General features: G+C 40.3%; 16 protein-coding genes. 8 read left to right on the top strand and 8 right to left on the bottom strand.

The annotated features are described in order from the left end of the window. Positions 1-79 precede the first annotated feature (79 nt). From topA to HWV02_RS15825, 8 genes are all read left to right on the top strand, one after another. On the top strand, positions 80-2,761 hold the full coding sequence (gene topA, locus HWV02_RS15860; RefSeq protein ID WP_211688666.1) for a type I DNA topoisomerase: 2,682 nt from the start codon (positions 80-82) through the stop codon (positions 2,759-2,761). Between the two features lie 644 nt (positions 2,762-3,405). Beyond that, positions 3,406-4,335: a porin gene (locus tag HWV02_RS15855; protein ID WP_211688663.1), complete on the top strand. Its 930-nt coding sequence runs from the start codon at positions 3,406-3,408 to the stop codon at positions 4,333-4,335. Between the two features lie 293 nt (positions 4,336-4,628). Next, on the top strand, positions 4,629-6,995 hold the full coding sequence (locus HWV02_RS15850; protein WP_211688662.1) for a mechanosensitive ion channel family protein: 2,367 nt from the start codon (positions 4,629-4,631) through the stop codon (positions 6,993-6,995). A gap of 117 nt (positions 6,996-7,112) precedes the next feature. After that, on the top strand, positions 7,113-8,291 hold the full coding sequence (locus HWV02_RS15845) for a glycosyltransferase family protein (RefSeq protein WP_211688660.1): 1,179 nt from the start codon (positions 7,113-7,115) through the stop codon (positions 8,289-8,291). Between the two features lie 49 nt (positions 8,292-8,340). Beyond that, the gene (locus tag HWV02_RS15840) at positions 8,341-9,492 is read left to right on the top strand and encodes a glycosyltransferase family protein (protein WP_211688658.1); all 1,152 of its coding nucleotides are present in this window, start codon (positions 8,341-8,343) and stop codon (positions 9,490-9,492) included. An 85-nt stretch (positions 9,493-9,577) separates the two neighbouring features. Continuing rightward, entirely contained in the window at positions 9,578-10,807 is a 1,230-nt protein-coding gene (locus tag HWV02_RS15835) for a glycosyltransferase family 4 protein (protein WP_211688656.1), read from the top strand. Then, positions 10,800-12,029, top strand: a complete 1,230-nt coding sequence (locus HWV02_RS15830; RefSeq protein ID WP_211688654.1) for a glycosyltransferase family 4 protein — start codon at positions 10,800-10,802, stop codon at positions 12,027-12,029. Before HWV02_RS15835 ends, HWV02_RS15830 begins: the two co-directional genes overlap by 8 nt. Continuing rightward, a complete protein-coding gene (locus HWV02_RS15825) occupies positions 12,026-12,607 on the top strand; it encodes a histidine phosphatase family protein (protein ID WP_211676724.1) in 582 nt (193 codons plus the stop codon). The genes HWV02_RS15830 and HWV02_RS15825 overlap by 4 nt, the downstream gene beginning before the upstream one ends. Before the next feature lie 40 nt (positions 12,608-12,647). On the opposite strand, the gene HWV02_RS15820 is transcribed toward HWV02_RS15825, so the two are convergent. The 8 genes from HWV02_RS15820 to HWV02_RS15785 all read right to left on the bottom strand — a co-directional run bounded on the left by HWV02_RS15820 (position 12,648) and on the right by HWV02_RS15785 (position 23,443). Further along, the gene (locus HWV02_RS15820; RefSeq protein ID WP_211688652.1) at positions 12,648-13,940 is read right to left on the bottom strand and encodes an OmpP1/FadL family transporter; all 1,293 of its coding nucleotides are present in this window, start codon (positions 13,938-13,940) and stop codon (positions 12,648-12,650) included. 114 nt (positions 13,941-14,054) lie between these two features. Then, positions 14,055-15,359, bottom strand: coding sequence for an outer membrane protein transport protein (locus tag HWV02_RS15815; RefSeq protein ID WP_211688650.1), 1,305 nt, complete (start codon positions 15,357-15,359; stop codon positions 14,055-14,057). Between the two features lie 570 nt (positions 15,360-15,929). Beyond that, positions 15,930-16,946, bottom strand: coding sequence for a class 1 fructose-bisphosphatase (gene fbp / locus HWV02_RS15810; RefSeq protein ID WP_211676721.1), 1,017 nt, complete (start codon positions 16,944-16,946; stop codon positions 15,930-15,932). A gap of 331 nt (positions 16,947-17,277) precedes the next feature. Next, positions 17,278-19,011: a BatD family protein gene (locus HWV02_RS15805; RefSeq protein ID WP_211688648.1), complete on the bottom strand. Its 1,734-nt coding sequence runs from the start codon at positions 19,009-19,011 to the stop codon at positions 17,278-17,280. Beyond that, positions 19,005-21,044: a VWA domain-containing protein gene (locus HWV02_RS15800; protein WP_211688647.1), complete on the bottom strand. Its 2,040-nt coding sequence runs from the start codon at positions 21,042-21,044 to the stop codon at positions 19,005-19,007. Before HWV02_RS15800 ends, HWV02_RS15805 begins: the two co-directional genes overlap by 7 nt. Then, complete coding sequence (locus tag HWV02_RS15795) at positions 21,037-22,011, bottom strand: VWA domain-containing protein (protein WP_211676718.1); 975 nt, start codon at positions 22,009-22,011, stop codon at positions 21,037-21,039. Before HWV02_RS15795 ends, HWV02_RS15800 begins: the two co-directional genes overlap by 8 nt. Next, positions 22,011-22,490, bottom strand: coding sequence for a DUF4381 domain-containing protein (locus HWV02_RS15790; RefSeq protein WP_211676717.1), 480 nt, complete (start codon positions 22,488-22,490; stop codon positions 22,011-22,013). Before HWV02_RS15790 ends, HWV02_RS15795 begins: the two co-directional genes overlap by 1 nt. A 5-nt stretch (positions 22,491-22,495) precedes the next feature. Further along, entirely contained in the window at positions 22,496-23,443 is a 948-nt protein-coding gene (locus tag HWV02_RS15785; RefSeq protein ID WP_211676716.1) for a DUF58 domain-containing protein, read from the bottom strand. Positions 23,444-23,445: the final 2 nt, after the last annotated feature.

The following is a 23,445-nucleotide window of genomic DNA, read 5'->3' as shown; positions in this document are numbered from 1 at the left end:
TTTGACTATCCTTAATCGATAAATTATCAATTGTATTCATCAATTTCATATTATTCATAAATTAAAAGAATCCGTCTGTATGGGAAGATCTCTGGTAATTGTGGAATCGCCAGCAAAAGCGAAGACCATTAATAAATATCTCGGTAAAGACTACATTGTTAAATCAAGTGTGGGACACGTACGTGATTTACCAACAAGTGGTGGAGCAGCCAAAAAACGAGCTGGTGCACCGACGCTTGCGCAACAAACTAAAGGCATGACGCCAGAAGCAAAAGCTGCATTTAAAGAAAAACGTGATAAAAAATCGTTATATTCGCGTATGGGAATAGACCCAGAAAATGACTGGGCAGCAACGTATCAGATTTTACCTGGTAAAGAAAAAGTCGTTGCTGAATTACAACAACTTGCTGAAAAAGCAGATATTGTCTATCTCGCAACCGATTTGGACCGCGAAGGGGAAGCTATTGCATGGCACCTGCGGGAAATTATTGGTGGTGATGATTCACGTTTCCAACGTGTAACGTTTAACGAAATTACGAAAACAGCGATCCAAGAAGCATTTGAACAACCGTCAGAATTGAACATTGATTGTGTGAATGCACAACAAGCGCGTCGTTTCTTAGATCGTGTTGTTGGCTATATGGTATCGCCGTTACTTTGGCAAAAAATCGCGCGTGGTTTATCTGCTGGACGTGTTCAGTCGGTAGCGGTACGTTTAATCGTAGACAAAGAGCGTGACATTAAAGCATTCATTCCAGAAGAATTTTGGGATGTCCATACAGATTTAGTGACGTCACTGGGTGAGCCATTACGTGTTGAAGCGGTTAAATATGCCGGTGAAGCGTTTAAACCTGTTAATGAAGCACAAGCGACCAAAGCGGTTACTGACTTACAAAACGCAAGTTACTCGTTATTAAAACGCGATGACAGAGCGACAAGCAGTAAGCCTAAAGCCCCTTTTATTACGTCAACACTACAGCAGGCGGCAAGTACGCGTCATAGCTATGGCGTTAAACGTACAATGGGTCTGGCACAGCGCTTATATGAAGGCGGTTACATTACTTATATGCGTACTGACTCAACAAATTTGAGTAAAGACGCTGTAGAAAGTGCTCGTGGTTTCATTGAAACAAAATACGGTAAAGATTACTTACCTGCAGAACCGAATCTATACGGCTCTAAAAAAGGCGCGCAAGAAGCCCATGAAGCGATCCGACCTTCTGATGTAAATGTTATGTCAGGCGATTTGAAAGGCATGGATGATGACGCGAAAAAATTATACGAACTAATTTGGCGTCAGTTTGTTGCTTGTCAGATGATGCCTGCACAATACGATTCAACAAAATTGACGATTGCTGCTGGCGAGTATCAGCTTACCGCGAAGGGACGTACTATGCGTTTCCCTGGTTGGACTAAAGCGTTACCACCAATGAGCAAGAAGTCTGAAGACGAAAGCAATTTACCTGTACTTGAAGTGGGTGAAGCGCTAGACCTGATTACTGTCGATCCTCTGCAACACTTCACTAAGCCACCTGCGCGTTTTAATGAAGCGTCATTGGTTAAAGAATTAGAGAAACGTGGTATTGGTCGTCCATCGACATATGCTTCGATTATCTCGACAATTCAAGATCGTGGTTATGTAAAAGTGGAAAACCGTCGTTTCTTCGCTGAAAAAATGGGTGAGATTGTTACTGAACGTCTGACTGAAAGTTTTGAAGAGTTAATGAACTTCGATTTCACAGCAAGCATGGAGTCTCAACTTGATGGTGTTGCTGAAGGCAAGCTGAATTGGATTGATGTACTTAATGAATTCTTTGGTGACTTTAAGAAACAGCTGCTCACAGCTGGTGCTGAAGTGGCTGAAGGCGGTATGCGCTCGAACGAAATGGTTATCACGGATATCGAATGTCCAACATGCCAACGTGAGATGGGTATCCGTACTGCCACGACAGGTGTATTTCTCGGTTGTGCGGGTTATAACTTGCCACCAAAAGAACGCTGTAAGAAAACCATTAACCTTGTATCAGGCGAAGAAGCGATTGATTTACTCAATGAAGACGCTGAAACTGAAGCATTAATGGCAAAACGTCGTTGTCCCAAATGCAGTACTGCAATGGATAGCTACCTGATCGACGAAACTCGTAAACTACACGTTTGTGGTAATAACCCAGAATGTACGGGCTACGAAGTCGAAAAAGGTGAATTCAAGCTAAAAGGCTATGATGGCCCAGTGGTTGAGTGTGACCGTTGTATGTCTGATATGCAGCTTAAAAATGGCCGTTTTGGCAAATACATGGGCTGTACTAACGAAGAATGCAAAAATACCCGTAAGATCCTGAAAAGTGGTGAAGTTGCGCCGCCAAAAGAAGATCCTGTTTTCCTTCCTGAATTGGAATGTGAAAAATCGGATGCTTACTTTGTGCTACGTGACGGTGCTGCGGGAATCTTCTTAGCGGCGAATACTTTCCCTAAATCTCGTGAGACACGTGCTCCGCTGATTGAAGAGTTAGTTCGCTTCAGAGACCGTATCTCATCGAAATTTTATTACTTAGCAGATGCGCCTGCACAAGACCCTGCAGGTAATAAAGCGATAGTACGCTTTAGCCGTAAGACCAAAGAACAATATGTAATGACCGAGGTAGAAAAGAAAGCTACTGGTTGGACTGCGCATTATATTGATGGTAAATGGGTTGAAGAAGAGAAGAAGAAAGCGGTGAAGAAGAAGCCTGCTGCAGAGAAGAAGCCTACTGCTGAAAAGTAGTTAGCGGTTCTTTTTAGCGCTCAATCTATACCTTGCATAGGTCATTATGCGTTTATAAGATACCTCAGCATTGCTGGGGTATTTTTTTATGTACTTTTAGACTTCAATTTCTCTGCCTATATATAGATAAAAATAAATTAACCTTGCCGAAATTTTATTTTATCCTATTCTAGAAACTAACCCTAAATCATTATCTGCATATTAAGTTGAACTTTCGAGCGTTTTATCGTTCTGAATAGTTACAGATTGAATAGAATATAATAGTTAGAATAGTAAACTCAGCGATACGTATTCTTTTTAACCATTTAGCTTGAAAACGGCTCTCCTTTGAAGCGGCTGTAATTCCTGCTGTCAAGAAATTTCTAGAAGTCATACCTTTTTCTGTGTCCGTGATCTTGTTTTTGATCTCCGGTTGATTTTCCTTATAGTTTTCAAAAATATATTGTGAGTATAATCCATATCAAGTTTTAAGCGTAGTTGTTAAATCTTATTCAAATGGCTTAATCAGATGAATTGTTGGTTTAACTCGCTACTTGTTAGAGTATATTAACTCTTGGTTTAACCGATCATTACCAGATAAAATCATCTCAGAGAGAGATTTAAGTAATGAGTGAGTTAACTTATAAATCATAAAGGATTTCAAAATGAAAAAGACTATTCTTGCTACTGCAATTTTATTAGCTGGCGCTGCAAACGCTGCTGAAGTTTATAACAACGAAGGTACTTCAGTTTCTCTAGGCGGTTCTTTCCGTGGCCACGCAGTTGTTGAAGATTCTGACAATATTAACTTTGAAGATGCTGGCTCACGTTTCGATCTTAAAGCATCTAAAGAAATAGACGAAGGCGTTAAAGCATTCGGCCAGATGGAAGTTAAATATAAAGACGTTAATTCTGTTGATACTTTATACATCAACAATGCTTTTGTTGGTATCGAACATGACGTATACGGTAAACTTGTTCTTGGTAAAAAACTTGGTCTAAATGATGACTTAGTAATGAACGACTTCTCATATGAAGCCGGTGCTTATTACCATGAAGAAAGTGCTGCTGGTGCAGGTACTGAAGATCAACTTGAATATACTAAAACATTCGGTGGCGCATCTATCGTTGTTGGTTTAATCGACCAAGATACTTACGCTCTAGGTGGTACTTACGACGTTGCTGGTCTTTCTCTAGGTGTTGCATACACTATGAAGAACGACGTTCAAGCTACAGTTGGCGCTAAAAAATATGATAACTCTTCTGTAATTGTTGGTGCTCAATACGCACTTGACGCATTAACAGTAGGTGTTCAGTATCAAACTGTTGAAGTTTCTGATATAGATACTACTGCATACGGTCTTGGTGCTCATTACCAATTAGGTCAAGCTGGCGTATACGCTATGTATGACATCGTAAAAGTTGGTCAAGCTAATAATGCTAAAGACGATAAAGGTCATGACATCGTAGTTGGTGCTGATTATGAAATCGTTAAAGACGTTAAAACTTATGTTGAGTTCACTTCAAAAGATCTTGATAGTCAAGTTAAAGGTTCTAACGAAGCAGTATCAATCGGTGCTCGTGTATACTTCTAATCAACCCTGTTGATTCGTTGCTATAAACAACACTGACTAATGAAACCGTTCACTGCTAAAGTGGACGGTTTTTTTATAAGTATTCGATTACTTAATGCTTAAAGTCCATCATTTCTCATGTTTAGTTCGCAACCCTGTTCACTTCCTTTTACTTTTATATTATCTCATTTTTATCTGTCTATTCACCCGACTTGTATTTTAACTTATTAATAATATGTGCTATTTATCATATCATTCGTTTATAAAGTTTTGATACTATAGTTATTCTTATCAATCAATATTTGGTCATCACTATGCCTCTGCGTATTACCTTAAGCGTCTTTAATCGTACTATAGCTACTACAATCTTTATCTATATGTTTTTGATGCTGAGTAATATAAGCGTGGCTTATGCGCAGGGACCTGAGTTATCACTGACAAACGAAGCGGTTGATTTAGTAAAGACCAGCCCAGTAAGTAATGAGAGTGATAACCTGTCGGGTGACTACCAATCTGTAAATAATGACAATGACCCATTCGTTGCAGATAGAAAAAACGCGCGTAAGGCGAAAAACTGGCGTGTTACAGATGCGTCGGCACAACGTGGGAGTAATAAAGAATACGGTTATCGCAATGATGAGATGGCCCGTTTTATTTTTTTAATGGATGCCAGAGATCGTAAAGCAAAATTATTAGCCAGTTTAGCCTTGTGGCCTCAACACCAAGCGCAATTGATTAATAACCTGACGAATGAAGAAGGTGTAGGGCATTTCACCTCTTTGTTTACTATTTTTGTGTTGATGCTTGTTGCTGGTTTTATTGTAGAGCGTGTTGTTAGTCTGAAAATGGATTCTTTTTCTGAGAGTGTTGTGAAAGAAAAAGGTTCTAGTTTTAAAGATAATCTTGATTACATACTCATGCGTGGATTTTTTCAATATGTAGGCATTGCTATTTTCGCCTTAACTGCCGCGCTTATCGCTATTTATAACTATAGCGAAACCGACCCCTTTCGTGTATTAAGCCTGCATGGACTCGGCCTTGTTGTTAAAATACGTGCATTAGCGATTATATTACGACTTATCTTTGCTCCCTATGCTAAAGGTAATCGGTTGTTTAAAATTGATTGCTTATCGGCAACCCGGCTATATTGGTCAATACTTATTTTTATGGCTATATACCTTACTATTACAACACTTTGGTATATCCTCATATTATTCTCGTTAGATAGAATTCTTTTCGCTCTGATTATTCCTTCGACCGGTATGATAATGAATATTTTATCGATTTATTTTATTTGGTTTAACCGTAAAACCATTGAAGCAATGTTTACGGATTCGAAAGAAGCGAGCTCGGCATTAACTCGATTTTTGCGTCAAACGTGGACTACAATCCTTACTATATGGTTATTTATTGCTTGGGTTTTCTGGGCTACGTATGAGTTTTTAGGCTATTACGAACAAGCAGATAACTTTACGCCAATTTGGTGGTTAACGTTTAGTTATCCTATATTGGATCGTCTGATTTTTGTCATAATGAGCCAACTAAAACGTATAACGTGGTTACAGAGCCATTCTTTTGAAATGCGTTGCGATAAATTTATTCGTAGGGTCATTATTGCACTTCGCATTATATTCGTCGCTGTTATCTTCTATCATATTGATGCTAGCTTTGATCATAATGCTTGGGAAAAATTAGCGAATAGCTTTGGCGGTTTTATCCAAATGTTTGTTGATATTATTATCGTTATTATTTTGGCTTATGCTATTTGGGAGGTTATTCAATCTGCTATCGAACGCCATTTACCTTATGAGATGATTTGCGAAGATAACAATGGTAGTTCCACACTAGAGGGGGAAGGTGGTGGTACGGGGGCTTCTCGTTCTGAAACCTTGTTGCCTTTAGTGCGTTCATTCTTATTAGTATTCTTATTTTCTTGTGTACTACTGATGATATTGAGTATCGTTGGTGTTGAAATTGCTCCTTTACTCGCTGGTGCGGGTATCGTCGGTATCGCCGTTGGTTTTGGTGCTCAGAAACTCGTACAGGATGTAATCTCTGGTATCTTCTTTTTACTTGATGATGCATTTCGCCGTGGTGAATATATTGAGGCTGCTGGTTTACGTGGTACTGTTGAACGCATTTCTATTCGTTCAATTACATTACGTCATCACCTTGGCGCAATACAAACGATCCCTTTTAGCGAAATGGCAACCGTCAGTAACTTATCCCGTGATTGGATCACTAAGAAATTAGAGTTTCGATTAGATTACAGAACGGATGTTGAAAAGGTACGTAAGGTGATCAAAAAAGTGGGACAAAAAATGCTGTTACACCCTGAATATGGGCAACATTTTTTACTTCCATTGAAATCGCAAGGGGTGACGAGGGTTGAAGAGTCCGCGCTTATCTTCCGGATGAAGTTTACGTGTGTACCTGGAGAGCAATGGGTCATTCGCCGAGAAGCATTTAGACTTGTACAAGAGTCATTAAAAGCCAATGGTATTGAGTTTGCTCATCGCTCTGTGCATGTGTTAACTCAGCATGCGGGTAAAGACAAAGAAGACCTGAAGGATATCATTGAAAAAAATGATGAACTTGCTGAAACAGTGGGTGCTGCCGCTGCATTAAGCGTCTCTACAGAGATAAAAAAGAACGACAAAATAGACTCTGATTATAATTAATCGAGTGTTTATTTTTAATAAAATGAATGGTTTATTAAGTGAGTAGTGCGCTATCTTAGGCAACTATTTTTTGATAACCTTATCCATCTTAATAATATTTAGTTAAAGAGAATTCAAGTGCGCAGTAAATTAAATAATAGCCGTTTGCTCATTTATAGTCATGACTCTTTCGGTCTTGGGCATTTGCGACGCTGTAGAACCATCGCGCATGAGCTTGTTGACCGATACAAGGGCTTATCTGTTTTAATTATTACTGGATCACCGATTATTGGTCGCTTTGATTTTAAAGCCCGTGTTGATTTTATTCGTATTCCAGGCGTTATTAAGCTTCACAATGGTGAATACACCTCACTTGGCTTACTTATCGATCTTGCTGATACTCTGGCATTACGTGAAGCCATCATTTTGAATACGTCTAAAGTCTTCAAACCGGATATTTTCCTTGTCGATAAAGAGCCGGGTGGATTGAAAGATGAAGTCGTCAGTACGCTCGCCTATTTTAAAGATACGAATACCAAATGTATTCTCGGTTTACGTGATGTGATGGACTCTCCCGAGCTTTTAAAAAAAGAATGGCAGAAGAAAAATGTGATGCCATTGCTTGAAAATCTTTATGATGAGCTTTGGGTTTATGGTCCCGCAGAGGTATCTAATCCATTAAAGGGGCTAGATATAAAGCAAATCGTCACAGATAAAACCTTATTTACAGGTTATTTGCCAAGGCAGCTACCACAAAAAGTCGATACCGATACCATTAATTTTCCTGAGCAGCCTTATATTTTGGTCACCCCAGGTGGTGGCGGTGATGGTGTTGAAATGGTTGACTGGGTATTACGTGCTTATGAGAGTAGCGCAACACTGATGCCTGCTTTGTTTGTCCTTGGCCCTTTTATGCCCGCTGCGGATCGTAATGCGTTTTTGCATCGTGCAGAGTTGTTACCGCATGTCGATGCGATCACATTCAGTAATCACCTCGAGCATTTGATGGTCGAAGCTGAGGCGGTGATTGCGATGGGGGGTTACAATACGTTTTGTGAAATACTGTCGTTTGATAAGCGTGCATTAATTTTACCTCGTAGCCACCCACGTAAAGAGCAGCTAATTCGAGCGAGTAATGCAGCAGGCGTTGGCCTGTTATCTATGCTTGATTTGGCGTCTGAGCGTTCAACTGAGCTGATGCACGACAGTATTATTAAATTATTGCAACAAGATAAACCGAGTACACATAAACTTGATAACTTGCTGAATGGTTTAGACTTTGTTGCCGATCGATTTGGTGAGTTAGTATCAGAATAATCTAATCTAGTTCTTCTTAAGTTATTTTTTTTAGTAAGGAATCAGGTATATGTCAGCGCCGCGTATTATGTATTATGTGCAATATTTATTAGGTATTGGCCACGTTCGTCGCTCTTCTCTTATTGTTCAAGCATTGTGTGAGCAAGGTGCACATGTAGATGTTATTTTTGGTGGCATGCCTGTTCCGAGTATGTCTTTTGGTGACGCGACGATGCACCAGTTAATGGCGGTTAAGAGTGCTGATTCAGGTTTTAGTGGTTTAGTTAAAGCAGATAACACTCCTGTTAGTGATGATGATAAGAAAGAGCGTACACAGGCCCTATTAGCTCTTTGTGAGACCTTACAGCCTGATTTAATTGTGACTGAAACGTATCCTTTTGGCCGTAGACAGATGCGTTTTGAGTTGTTACCACTCCTTAATTGGGTTAAGTCACAAAGTAATCCCCCTGTACTTGTTTCTTCAATACGAGATATTTTACAGCGTCGTTCAGCAGTGAGGGAACAAGAGTACGTTAACCTTGTACAAACGTATTACCAGCATGTATTAGTGCATGGTGACAAAAATTTCTACCCACTAGAAAAAAGCTTTCCAGTTGCCGATATGATTGCCGATAAAATCAGTTATTCCGGATATGTTTGTCCGACCATGGAAAATGGTGGTTCGTCGCAGAAAACACGGGATACGATAGTTGTGTCTGTCGGAGGCGGCAGCATAGGTAAAGATATTTTGGTTGCAGTGATGGCGTTATTTAAGAGTGGGTTTGCCGCGGATAAAAAGTGGTTATTGATTACAGGTCCAAACATGGACAGTGCCGACAAAGCCTATTTTAAAACGCAGGAGCAGTCTAACTTACAAGTTGTAGATCTTGCGGATGATTTTCTAAAAGAATTAAACAATGCTTATGTGTCCATTTCAAGAGCAGGGTATAATACTGTGATGGATTTGTTATTGACCGGCGTACCTGCGGTGGTAATACCGTTTGAAGGGGAAGGCGAAACAGAGCAGTTAGCGCGAAGTGAAATATTGGTCGAAGGTCGAGTATTACAATCTGTAAAAAATGATGAGTTGAGTGTCGAGACATTAAAATCTGCGATTAATACTGCAGTTGGAAGTACCGCAAAGAAGGTTAACATCGACAATCAGGGCGCCCATAAAAGTGCGAAATTGCTTATTGAATGGGCTAGCTCAAGGTATTCGTAAGTTATTAAAGTAATGCTCAAGCTCGATATATGTTTTTATGACGTCTCATCACGTTTTAATTATCAAAGTTTAAGGTAAGTCAGTAGTGAAAAAAATTGCATTAGTACTTAAAGGTTATCCACGCCTCTCTGAAACATTTATCGCTCAAGAAATTCGCGCATTAGAGTTACGTGGGTTTGATATTACATTAGTTTCATTACGTCATCCGACAGATACCAGCACGCATCCTATTCACCAACAGATTGAAGCGGATGTATTATATTTACCTGAATACTTACATGTTGAACCATTACGGGTACTAAAAGCGTTTTTTCATGTCGTCAAACGCTATTCATTAACCAAAGTTGTTAAGCAGTTTATTCAAGATATTAAGCGTGATACTAGCCGTGGACGGGTTCGTCGCTTTGGTCAAGGCATCGTACTTGCAGCCGAAATGCCAGACGGTATCGAGCAAATGTATGCGCATTTTTTACATACGCCAGCATCGGTAACACGCTATGCCGCATTAATTAATGATCTGCCTTGGTCGTGCTCTGCACATGCCAAAGATATTTGGACATCAGAAGAGTGGGATCTTGCCGAAAAGCTGACAGAGTTACAATGGTTGTCTACGTGTACCGCCGCAAACCATCAGTACTTACAATCCCTTGCTCAAGATCCAAGTAAGGTTCATTTGGTTTATCACGGTTTAGACTTTACCCGTTTTCAACATGTAGAGCGTCTATCTCGCGCCAATGTTAACGGTAGTTCGGCTGGCAACCCGGTTAAAATTATCAGTGTTGGTCGAGCGGTTCCGAAGAAGGGTTACGATGATTTACTTAATGCGTTAGCTAAGTTGCCAAAGGATTTACATTGGCAGTTAACGCATATTGGCGGAGGCGGTATTTTAAAGAGTCTGCGACAGCAGGCTAAAGCGTTAGGTATTGATAAACATATTGAGTGGCAAGGCGCACAGCCACAATTAACGGTACTTGAAGCTTACCGTAAAAGTGACTTATTTGTATTGGCGAGTAAGATTGTTGCCGATGGTGACAGAGATGGGATGCCGAATGTGTTGATGGAAGCACAAAGCCAGTCTGTATGTTGTCTGGCGACGGATATTTCAGGTATCCCAGAGCTGATTGATAGTGGTGAAAATGGCGTACTCGTTGAGTCGAATAATGTTGATCAGTTAGCATCTGCATTAGATGATTTATTACGAGATGGTGAAAAACGAGAACGTCTAGGGTTAGAGGGACAGAAGCAGCTTCACCGACGCTTTGATGTTAAAATTGGTATTGACCAATTAGAAAAGCTTTTTGATAGCCGTGACTGATACAAGTGTAAAAACAGGCATCGCATTTTATGCGCCGCTTAAATCGCCTTTACATCCGATACCCTCGGGTGACCGCGAAATAGCGCGTTTATTTATACGTGCATTGGAGCAGGGCGGTTATCATGTTGAACTTGCGAGTCAGTTGCGTACCTTTGATAAGCGAGGTGACAGTTATCGTCAGCAACGCTTGATTATGATAGCTAAAAAAGAAGCGACTAGAATTATGCGGCGCTGGAACAAGCAAGGTTTTAGACCGCACGTTTGGTTTAGTTATCACCTCTATTACAAAGCACCAGACTTAATTGGCCCAATCATTTGTCAGGCGCTTGATATCCCTTATATTGTGGCTGAAGCTTCATGGGCAGAGAAACGTGCCAAAGGGGGCTGGGCTTTGTATCACCAGCAAGTGGCTACAGGATTAAAACTAGCGAGCAAAGTCATCTGTATTAACCCAAGAGATAAAATCGCACTTGTTGAATTTTATTCTCTGCGACAGAAAAAATGTCATTCTCCACTTGTGTCACTTAATGCTTTTATCGATGATTTTCCTGTTCATCATGACGGTTCTTATGTAAATAATGAGCATTCTCGGATAAATAAAGATAGCGGAAAATTAACTGCGACTTTAACGCGAGAAGGCATCGCTGCTAAATACGGTTTAGATAGTCACTTACCTTGGCTTATCACAATCGCGATGATGCGCAGTGGTGATAAGTACCATTCTTATCAGCAGTTAAGTTCAGTGGTCAATTTATTACAACAGCCTTACCAGTTATTGATTATTGGTGATGGAATGATGGAAGAAGAAATTCGAACTCTTTTTGTTCGGCACAGGCAAGTCAAGTTTTCAGGTGCACTTGAAAACAGTCAAATACGACAATTATTACCGCATTTCGAATTACTCGTTTGGCCTGCGATAAATGAAGCGCTTGGCATGATCTTCTTAGAAGCTCAGCAAGCGGGTGTTGCAGTTGTTGCAGGTGATCAGGGGGGCGTGAGCTCAATTGTGAATAATAAGGTCACAGGCATTTTGGTAGATGCGTATAATGCGCAAGAAATGTCAGTAACAATTGACTGTTTACTGAAAAATAATGAAAAATTGAAAACCATGAAACACGCGGCGAAGCAATACGTTACTCAGCATCATTCTATTGAGGCCAGTGCCCGGCAGCTTAATTGTGTTATCCAAGGTGCGATATCAAATCCGTTGGATAATATATGATCCACGTTTATTTTATCCGTCATGGGCAAACGCAATGGAACTGTGAACGGCGTTTACAGGGGCGTACAGATATTCCGTTGAATGAAGCGGGGAAGCAACAAATTAGCGCTTATCAGTTACCGTCAAATTTTTCATCGTTGCGGTGGTTTCATAGCCCGCTGTTAAGAGCCCAGCAAACGGCCGAATTGCTCTGCATTGAAGCACAGACGGAAATGGCTTTGATCGAAATGAGTTGGGGTGAGTGGGAAGGTAAAACCTTACAACAACTAAGATCCCAAGATCCAAGTTATTTTGCGAAACAAGAAGCGCTAGGGTTAGATCTACAGCCGCAGAATGCAGAGTCGCCAAGGTTGGTTGCTGCGCGAGTAAGTACTTGGGTTGAGTCACTGGCTATTGATAACGAAGAACACTATATAGGCTGCGTCAGTCATAAAGGTGTTATCCGTGCGATATATGCGCTCGCGACGAATTGGAACATGTTAGGAAAAGCACCGCATAAAATGGATTACCACTGCGCTCAACACTTTTGCTTTGATCGCGGGCGTTGGTCTATTGTTGAGCTTAATATTCCGTTATAACCTTCTTTACGTGGTGTGAAGTAGTAGGGAATTTATAGTATTAATCTATTAATTGGTAATTTAGTTGAAAGCCAAACATAGTACTATTGCCTTCTGTACTTACATCGAAGCTATCTTGGCCAACAGTATCTTTAATTCGCGTGGATTCATATTTTGCATACGTAAGGCCGATATCGAAACTTAACGAGCGACTTGCATAATAGGATAGCCCAAAGCTGAAGTTTGTTTTTTTATCAAAAGGTATCGAGAAGGTTGCGCTTTCTGTTGACTTTTCAGTTGACATCCCACTTCGTAACCAGACAACATCATTTAATTTATAGTTAATGGCGAATGCAACTTTCCAACCATCTTTTGCGTTAACAGACTCTATCAAGCATTGACCTTGTGGTCGATTAAACCCCGAGTTAGCAGGACAATTTGGATGTGATACTGAAATGGAATCTAGGCTTTCCCATCCATACCAAGCTAATGAATACTGTACTGACAGTCGCGGATCAAGTAGGTGAAATCCTGAAAATGTTAGCTCACTCGGAATTGCCATCGTTAGCGTTGTCGTATCTTGAAATACTAAATCATTATTACCCGCCAATGTGGTAAATGTACCTTCTGTTTCAATGTCACTTTCAGAGCGATAGGATAGTCCAAACTTGTGGTGTGTGTTTAGTTGATAAAGTATGCCGATATTAAACCTAAAACCGATACCCGTACCATTATAATCTTGATAAATCTGACTTGGATTATTGGTATTTTGTGAGCCATAGTTTGTTGTTAATTGATAGTTACCATAAATAGCGCTTACACCCGCACCTACATAAAAATAATCAGTTAATTTGAGGGCTATATTTGGGCTGATTTCATAGGTGAATAAAGAGCGCCGCCCAGCAAGAAGACCTACGGGATATTCAGTATCATAGTTGTTACGGACGTTATAATTAGAAAAAGTAGCAAACCCAAATGACCATTTATCATTAATGGGAAAGGCAAAGTAGCCAGAAGGGGCGATATAATTATCACTGATTCCAGCGTTATCCAATGCTTCAGGATCACCATTGGAATAGTATTCACCAGTAATGTCTTTTTTAGATTGAACTAAGATACCAGCGATAGCCATACTCGGAGATGAAAATGCAGCGATGATCGCGGGGTTAACGGCTATATTTGCTAGGTTAGTAGAGTCTGCTGCTGTGCCTGCGCCTGCATTGCTGAGTTCGATGGCTGAGGTTGTTGAAGATTGATATGATGCAGCATAAGTCGAAGGGCTGTAATAAAATATGAAGCTAAGGAGAGCACTTAGATAGGCGATAGATGCATCACGGCTACAACGTTTTATCATATTTATACCCTTAAAATGATGTTTTATTTTAAGGTTAGTCGAAAATAAAAATAGCGCCATAAGACGCTATTTTTATTACTATATTTAAGTATTAAGTTACTTATCTAAATACGCTTAGAAACGGTAGTTTGCTTGTGCTGATACGATGATCGCATCACCTGAAGATTTAAAGCTGTAAGTACTTCCCGCTTTATCTGTTTCTGTAAATTCTACATCATCAGAAGCGATATAAGCTGCACCAAAATCAAATGACAGATCCTGATTTACATTATAGGTAGCGCCTGCTGTATACCAACGACGATCTGTTTCCGGAATATTAAGGGTTGTTTCACCAGCAGCTTGATCATATGCGAGACCTGCACGTAATATTAGGTTATCGATAGTATATTCAGCACCGATAGCGTAACGGTAATTATCTTTAAACTCTTCTTCTTTTAAGAAGCAGTCGGAACCACAGTCAGAACTAACTGCTTTAAGTTCTGTAAATGAGCTCCATTGAGTCCAAACAACGCCATAAGAAATTGCGAATGCACTTGTTAACTTGTGGTAAGCAGAGAACTCAGCTGTCGCAGCTAGAGGTAATTCTAATGTTGCATTACTTGTATTAAGGGCAACAGAGCCATTTGGACTATATTTGGTAAACTCACCAGAAAATTCTAGATCGACCTGTGAGCGGTAAGCTAAACCAAAGCGATTATTTTCATTCAGTTCAAATAAAATGCCCGCATTCCATCCAAAGGCCCAGTCATCACCTTCTAATTTGAATAGTTTTGCACCAGGATTTGCTGAACCAGCGATTTGTTGTGCAGAGGCCCCTTTTCCAGCTGTAATTGCAGGGATTAAATCACCGTAATTACGTTCCAGAGTCGCTGAACCATAAACAGCACTCACACCTAAACCTAAACTAAGTTGCTCCGTCGCTTTGAAAGACACGTTTGGATTTATATTAAAAGTCATTAATTCGGTGTTACCACCTAAAGAACCTGCTACGTAATTTTCATCATACTCAGTTGTAACACCATAACCTGAGAACATTGCAAGACCAACAGCAAATTTATCATTGATTGGTTGAATATAATAGGCAGCAGGAATAAATGCATTAGGGGCAATATCTGACGCGTCTAATGCGCTTTCATCACGATTTAAATATGCACTAATTTGTGCATCTTTAGTACCTGTAATATCTACATTCGGCATGACATAAGAACCGGCAATCGATAGTTCAGCTTTTTTAAAGCGTGACATTGCAGCGGGGTTACGTGCAATTACTGATGCGTTATCAGCAACGGCTGCTTCACCAGCAAAAGCTCGTCCAAGACCAGATGCTGAATGTTCGCTTACTTGGAAGCCTGCCGCAGAAGATTGTGCAGTGACAAGCAGTAGGGCTGTAGCAAGCGTTGTTTTTTTAAATTTAGACATAGTTAATTACTCATCTTTATAAGTTTTATTTTGTTTAACTCGTGACTGGTTTAGATCTTTGAATAGAAAAACAAAGTTCCTTTTGTTTATCCTTTAAGTATCAAGGTCCGACCAGCTGTCGATAGTATGAATAAATAGTAACTGCTTGTTCATGCTTTGTAATTAAGAATAATCACAGTGTGTAATGTTTGGTTATTAAGGCTTGACGTTTAATTGAAAAAATAGTGGTGGGTCGGCATTTGTTTAAGTTGTTGATAAATATGGACTTATTTTTACATGTGCATATTGTTATTAAATTGTTATCGCTACCAAATTATTTAGAGTAGTTGTTCTTATAGTGATCAAGTCAAAATGAATGTTTAAAACTGTGATCTACATCAAATAACAGTGTCAATCTTTTTTGAGACAATTCTTTTGTAAGTGTCACGTCTGTCACATTTTATTATGTTGTTGTTTATAATACAGCCAAGTTATTTGGGTATACATCAAAGCCTTATAACAAAAAAAAGCCACGTCACCTTCTCGAATAGAAGATAACGTGGCTTAAAGCAGTAGTTAAAGAGGCTTAAATTACGCTTCTTCTTTATGCTCTTGCATGAACTGGTGTGCTGTATCCATCATGTCCACAGAACCTGTAAAGAAAGGCACACGTTGGTGTAACTCTGTAGGCTTAAGATCTAGGATTGGTGTATAACCATCTGTCGCTAGTGCACCCGCTTGTTCAGCAAGAAAAGCCATTGGATTGCACTCGTATAATAAGCGTAGTTTACCTGTTGGTGCTTGTGCTGTTTGTGGGTAAATGTAGATACCACCCTTAAGCAGGTTACGGTGGAAATCAGATACGAGAGAACCAATGTAACGTGAAGTATAAGGACGGTTTGTTGCGTCGTCTTCTTCTTGGCAATATTTAATGTATTTCTTTACACCAAGTGGGAATTTGCTGTAGTTACCTTCATTGATCGAATAGATTTTACCAGATTTAGGGAAGGTTAATGATTCGTGAGATAAACAGAATACGCCAATTGATGGATCATAAGTGAAGCCATGAACACCGTTACCGGTTGTAAATACCAGCATAGTTGATGAACCATATACCACATAACCCGCTGCAACTTGTTTACGGCCAACTTGTAAGAAGTCATCCATTGAAACTGGACCACCAACAGGTGATACACGACGGTAAATAGAGAAAATAGTACCAACTGATACATTAACATCGATGTTTGATGAACCGTCTAGTGGGTCCATTAATACTACATAGTTAGCGTTACGGCTGTTTTGGTTGTCGAAAAATACATAATGATCTTCTTCTTCAGAAGCAATACCACAAACTTCACCACGTGCAATCAAAGCATTTTTAAATACTTCGTTCGCATACATGTCTAATTTTTGTTGCTCTTCGCCTTGGATATTTTCAATGCCACTTGCACCTGTTATGTCAACTAGGCCTGCTTTATTGATCTCGCGGTTTACAATTTTAGCAGCAAGTTTAATTGCACTTAATAATGCTGTTAATTCACCTTTTGCATGTGGAAAATCAGATTGATTTTCAATGATGAATTCACCAAGTGTTTTATGTATTGACATTCCAATTCCTTAATAAAGCAATAATTAAATCCGATAGCTACTGCTATTTTGCGCTTTTTTAAGGTGGAGATCTAGTGTGGACAGTAGATAAATGTATGTAATTTGTAAATTCACTTGTTAACTTTCAGTTAATACTGGCATGCTTTCATTTGAAAGGGCTAAATGCTCATATGAATCTTTAATTTTCATACTTGAGATATATTGCTTAATGTTCGAGCATTAGTTGGCGGGTTTTATATGTTCGAAAACGAACTTTATGGGCGTGTTGTTATTTTCTTAAACGAAGTTGGCGCTATGTTTAAGCGCCAAACTTGTCTTTTTTCAGTGAAACCTATGGATTAAGCTGGGTTTTTATCTCGGGTTGTTGTTTTTTTGTTATGGTGTTTTTCGAGCCTTTAAGTTTGGTTAATTGTGCTAATAATACTTGTCCATTCCAATTCGTTATTTCAGCGTTGTTACCGTAAGTAAACGTAAATAGATCTTGGCAAGCTTGCAGGCATTCTTTATTCATCGGCAGTGAGGTTAGCTGTGGGTCCTTGATTTCAGGCCAACGTTGTTTGAACCACTGATGCAATAAGTGACTACTTTGGTTAGCATCATTATTCTTTAGTGCGGTTTGTAATTGCGGCCAAATATTATCTGTTTTAGTTGCAATGGTTATTTCGGGGCTAGGCGCTTTTTGGTTGCGCTTACGTAAGAGTAACCAAGCGACACAGGTTAATATCCACAATCCTGCAAAAATAAAGGTTAACCAACGCCATACTGGTGATTCAGCTGGTGCTGTCGATAGGCTTTGTATATTTTCCTGATTATTACTGTTAGGTGCCACAAGTGGAGCTTGGTCGTTTTGATTCGCTACATTATTCTCACTTGGTAGTATGGTCACTGTTTTAGCGGGTAGCGTCGCCCATTCTTGTTGCTGTGTTTTACTATTAAACCAAGGCACTGATATTTCTGGTAGTGTTAGTTCACCAAGTTGATTGGGAATAATGGCAAAACTTAATACCTGTTGCGCGAAGTAACTGTTTTGTTGTGCAAAGCTCGTCAACTGTGGTTTATCCGGGTAGACCTTGACGGTATGTGGCCAATTAACTGTTAAGACGGGTAGCGCTGACTTATCTACATTCGCAACAGTTAGTGTGACCGTTCGGGTTATTGGTTCACCTTGTTGATAGTTCTCTTGCGATGGTTGTAGCTCTTCGTCGAGTTGAACAAAGTCACTGACTAGCCATTCGCCTTTATAGTCTTTTGGTTGTGCCTGTATATTTACATCTAGAGTGTCAGCCTGGATAATTACTGGCGTTACAGATCCAAACCGGTAGCCACGCTTTGAGGTACTCACTTGTCCTTCAAATCGAGCTGGAGTAATCGTGCTTGCTCCTGCTGTATTGATGGTAATGGCATATTGACGTGTAATTGTTTCAAAGCGTTTGCCATTAACTATTTGACTGGCATTTTCATCTTTACCTATTTGTTTTACTACGCCGTCTGCCACTGTTGGTTCGATGAGGTTGCCAGATTGCATCTTGGTATTTTGGGCAATATATAAGGTTGCGGTATAGATAAACTGCTGACTAACATAAATGTTTTTCTCCGAGATATTTACTTTTAATTCGATATTACGGTTATTGATACCACGGCTATTTGCAGTCGCCGATGAGATGACATTTACTTTAATTGGTTTTGTTGTAGCGCCATCAATCGTAAAGGCTGGAATGGTATAAGCACCAATATTTCGAGCCATTAATACGGTTGTCAGAGTTGTTACATGTGTTGTCTTGCCATTGAAATAACTGCTTTGACTATTGATCGATGTTCTACCCACGACAAAATTAGCCAATAATGCAGAATTATCCCAGTCACTGGCGCTAATACTTTCATTGGCACGGATTTCAAGGATAAAACTGCTCCCTTGTACAATTGGGTTCTGATTGACGGATGCTGTTATTTTTAGTGCTGCATTAGCCTGAAAGCTAAATGTAAATAACAAGCCTGCAAGAATGAGAAAATTTGCCATTAGTGAGAATGTTGAAAAACGGCGATGTGTCTGAATTGCCTTTACCATATTTGCTCCGAACTATTTTGCTGATTTGATTCAGCTTTACGTTGCTGACTTTCTATATACATTTTATTTCTTAATAACAAAGAAGGATCATCGGGAATATTCCGTAGCCATTTTTGTAGGCGCTTTTGTTGTTCTTTTTCTAATGGCGTCTGTTGTGCTGCCGACAGTCCTTGGGCATTACCTTCATCCGAATTCTCGTCGGTTTCATCTTGTCCAACTACACCCGCTTTATCTTGGCTGTCTTGCTGGCTTTGGCTGTCTTGCTGGCTTTGGCTGTCTTGCTGGCTTTGACTGTCTTGCTGGCTTTGACTGTCTTGCTGGCTTTGACTGTCTTGCTGGCTTTGACTGTCTTGTTGGCTTTGACTGTCTTGTTGGCTTTGACTGTCTTGTTGGCTTTGACTGTCTTGTTGGCTTTGACTGTCTTGTTGGCTTTGACTGTCTTGTTGGCTTTGACTGTCTTGTTGGCTTTGACTGTCTTGTTGGCTTTGACTGTCTTGCTGTCTTTGACTGTCTTGCTGGCTTTGACTGTCTTGTTGGCTCTGACTGTCTTGCTGGCTCTGACTGTCTTGCTGGCTCTGACTGTCTTGCTGGCTCTGACTGTCTTGCTGGCTCTGACTGTCTTGCTGGCTCTGACTGTCTTGCTGGCTTTGACTGTCTTTGCCTTTATCACCTTGCTGTTGTTTCTGTTGTTGTTTTATTTGCTTAGCAAGTGCTAAGTTACTTTTTGCATCGTTATTTTCAGGATCCAATTTTAGCGCTTGTTCGTAGGCTTTAGTAGCGTCATCAATATTACCGAGCTTCATTAAGGCATTACCTTGATTATAATAGGAATCACTGCTTGGATTATTCGACCACAGATCGATAGCTTGTTGGTATTCTCCCGCTTCATATAATGCGCTGGCCTGCCATTTCTCGTCAGAGAAAGTATCTGCAGCTTGCTGGTATTGCTTATCTTGATACAGCAATGCACCATTTTCGTTGCTGTTGTTCCATATCGAGGTCTCGGCCGCGTAGCTCGATTCAGGCTGTAGCAAGAAAACCAAGAAGAAACTGAAAAATAACTGCTTACGAAAACTGAATGCCGCTAATAAGGCGATTAAAGGCAGTAGCCAAATACCATCATCATTACGCTGTTCTGTCGTTAACTCCGTCTTTTGGTTATTTTGAAAATTGAGCGGATGATTAAATAAGTCCGTTAGCTGTTGGCTTCCGTGGGTTATCACTTGCACTTGCCCTGAATTCGATTGTGCCGTGTCTTTCAATAAACGGGCATTCAGCTGAGGTACGACGATTGTGCCTTGGTTGTTTTTAAGTAACTGACCATTCAGCATTTTAATCGGAGCACCTTGAGCGGTACCGATACCAAGAATCGATAAACTGTAATCCGTGTTTGTTAATAATGCATTGATACTATCTGCTTGCGTTGGACTAATACCGTCGGTCACCAGTAATATTTGTCCTTGCTGATAACCTGCGTTGGTGAGTAACTCGATTGCCTGACGAATACCAGCTTCTGGCTTAGAGCCTTTTACAGGCATAATTTCAGGAGATAAATTTGGTAATAAGTTCAATAAGGTGCTTGTGTCCGTCGTTAATGGTGAGATAACAAATGCATCACCTGCATAAGCAACCAAACCTATTTCCCCTTCTTTAATGCTATTAATAATGTCTGTGCTTTTAAAGCGAAGTTGCGCTAGGCGATTTGGCTTAAGGTCTGTGGCACGCATTGATAGTGACATATCTAATATCATGACTTTGGCTTGAGAAATACTTGCCACAGGACGCTCTGTATAGCTAAAGCTTGGGCCTGATAATGCAATTGTGGCGAGTACCCAAATACTGGCTAATGGTATAAAGAAATGCTTGGATTTTGTTGTTGGTTGATGCTGCGCTAATAAGAACTGTGCGATCTCAGGTGAAAGCATTGTATGCCAGCCTTTAGTTTGGCTGTTTTTACGGAAGTACCAAGCAAGGGCTATGAGCGGTAATAACGCCAGTAACCATAATGGGCGTAATAACATAAAATCAGTCATGACTAGCTCCTTGACGTAGATAGCAGGCGAAAATGGACAATAATAATGCGATTGCTAATGGCCAATGAAATAGATCTGTTTGCGGTCTAAATTGTTGTTGTGCTTGTTCTACCGGTTCAAGTTTATCAAGTTCGGCATAGATAGCGGTTAAGCTACTTGCATCGCGCGCTCGAAAGTATTGGCCACCAGTTTGTGCTGCAATTGTCTTTAAGGTGGCTTCATCGAGATCGTGTGAAGGATCTACTTTTCGATTACCGAATAAGGTGCGTTGATAATAGGCATCAGCGCCGACGCCAATCGTATAAATTTTAACACCTTGATCTTGCGCGAATTTAGCGGCTTCAAGGGGTTTTACTTCACCGGCGGTATTCTGACCATCGGTGAGTAATATCAATACTTTTTGGGGGTTATCAGCCGCATCAAAACGTTTTAGCGCTAAGCCAATCCCTTCACCAATCGCAGTTTGTTCACCAACAAGGCCGAGTACGGCTTGCTGCATATAGTCACTCACTGTTTTCAAATCGAAAGTGAGTGGCGCTTGTAAATAGGCATTATCGGCGAAGAAGATAAGACCGACGCGGTCGCCTTTACGTTGTTGAATAAAGTCAGCTACAACTGTTTTCACCAGCGATAAACGATCAACCATGCGGTTATTAATTTGCATATCTTCAATCTGCATAGAGCCTGATAGATCAACGGCAAGCATCATTTCACGACCTTGCTGTGGAATTGACTGTGGTTCACCAATCCACATCGGACGTGCAGAGGCGATCACTAAACATAGCCACATTAAGACTAATGGCCAGATTGCACGGGGATTTTTTGTTGCCGTGCCTGTTGCTGTTTCAATGTAAGGTAAATTAGGTAGCACTAATGGCGTTTGTGCTTGGCCCGCGTGGCTAAAAAAGCGAATAAGCAGAGGTAGTGGCAATAATAATAAAAGCCATGGCCAATTAAATTCAAACATTACTGTTTCTCCACTGGCATAAGTGGGGTTCTCTTGATCCAGTCTTGGCAAGTTTTAAAGTGTAAGGATTCGGCGATTGCATTAGGTTTAGCGCTATATAAATCGAGTGTCCATGCGGTGCTATTATTTGAGAACGCAGTGAAGGGTCGCTTGTTTGAGCTAGCTTGTTGGTCGAGAAAACTTAACCATGCTTCACCGTGTAACGAGGCCGTTGTTTCACGTGGGAAACTGGCTAACACAATACGCTTAAGCAGGTGGTGTAAGTCGTTTACCTCACAGCCTTGCTGTTGTAATTTTGTTAGTTCAGCTAGGGCTAACCGGGTTAATTTGGTTTTTTCGATGTAGCGTAATACACCGTAAATAGCCAATCCAATGATCAACAATACAGCGATAATAGCTAGCCACCAATACAATGACAGTGGCCACGTCGATACTGGCGCTGGTAAATGAATATCTTTTAATTGTGCTAACGGATCCATGCGCTTTATTTACCCTTACCTTTAATTTGACTCAATAATGACTCGCCACTGCTGATCCTATGGTGACGAATTCCGTATCGATTCATTATTTGTCTTAATGCTTGTTGTTTAATGTCTGCATGTTGTTGATATTTTTGACGACTCTTCGCGTTACTCGGGTTAACAAAACCATGTTGTTGGCCATTTGATACAGCGAGACGGACATTACCTGAGATGCTAGGAAGAGCGAGTTCTAAAGGATCATAAATTTGCCAAGCTTCAACTTCATTATGGCGTTTTAATAATGCTAATTGCTTTTGTGCTTTGTCATCAAGATGAAGAAAATCGCTGATGACCATAATATGGCTACCAGTTTTACACAGTAAGCGTAAGCGAGTGAGAGCGCTGGCAAGAGACTCTTTCGGTTCGGTATTTGTATTATTGACATTAGCCGTAACAACACGCTCGGTTTGAGACATAGTCAGTTGTGAATTATGCAAGCTCACCGTTTCACTGAGTAATTGCATAATACCGCGTTGTTGACGCTGTGGTTTTAGTTCTTTATGACCAAATGCCCCAATAATAATACCGCCTACACGATCACTTTTATGCTTTGTTGCCCACGCCAATAATGCAGTCAGATGACAGGCCTGCACTGACTTTAGTCTATATTGACTGCCAAAATACATACTTGATGACAGGTCAAGTAAGACATAAACAGGTCGTTCTTTTTCTTCACTGAATAACTTGCTGTAGGTTTTACCTGTACGTGCGGTAATACGCCAATCAATACTACGAATATCATCACCGGGTTGGTATTGACGACATTCACTAAATTCCATACCGCGGCCTTTGATTGGCGAAAGGTGACCACCAGCAAGTTGTGCTTTGGCTAAAGTTTTGTTCGCTAACAGGCTATTGGTTTGGTAGCTGTATTGTTGCAGCTCTTTTATCGTAACGTCGATCGCTGACATAG

Source organism: Moritella sp. 28, assembly GCF_018219435.1.
GTDB lineage: Bacteria > Pseudomonadota > Gammaproteobacteria > Enterobacterales > Moritellaceae > Moritella.
The sequence above is the reverse complement of the archived record's forward strand: the minus strand, read 5'-3'. Positions and strand labels throughout refer to the sequence as shown.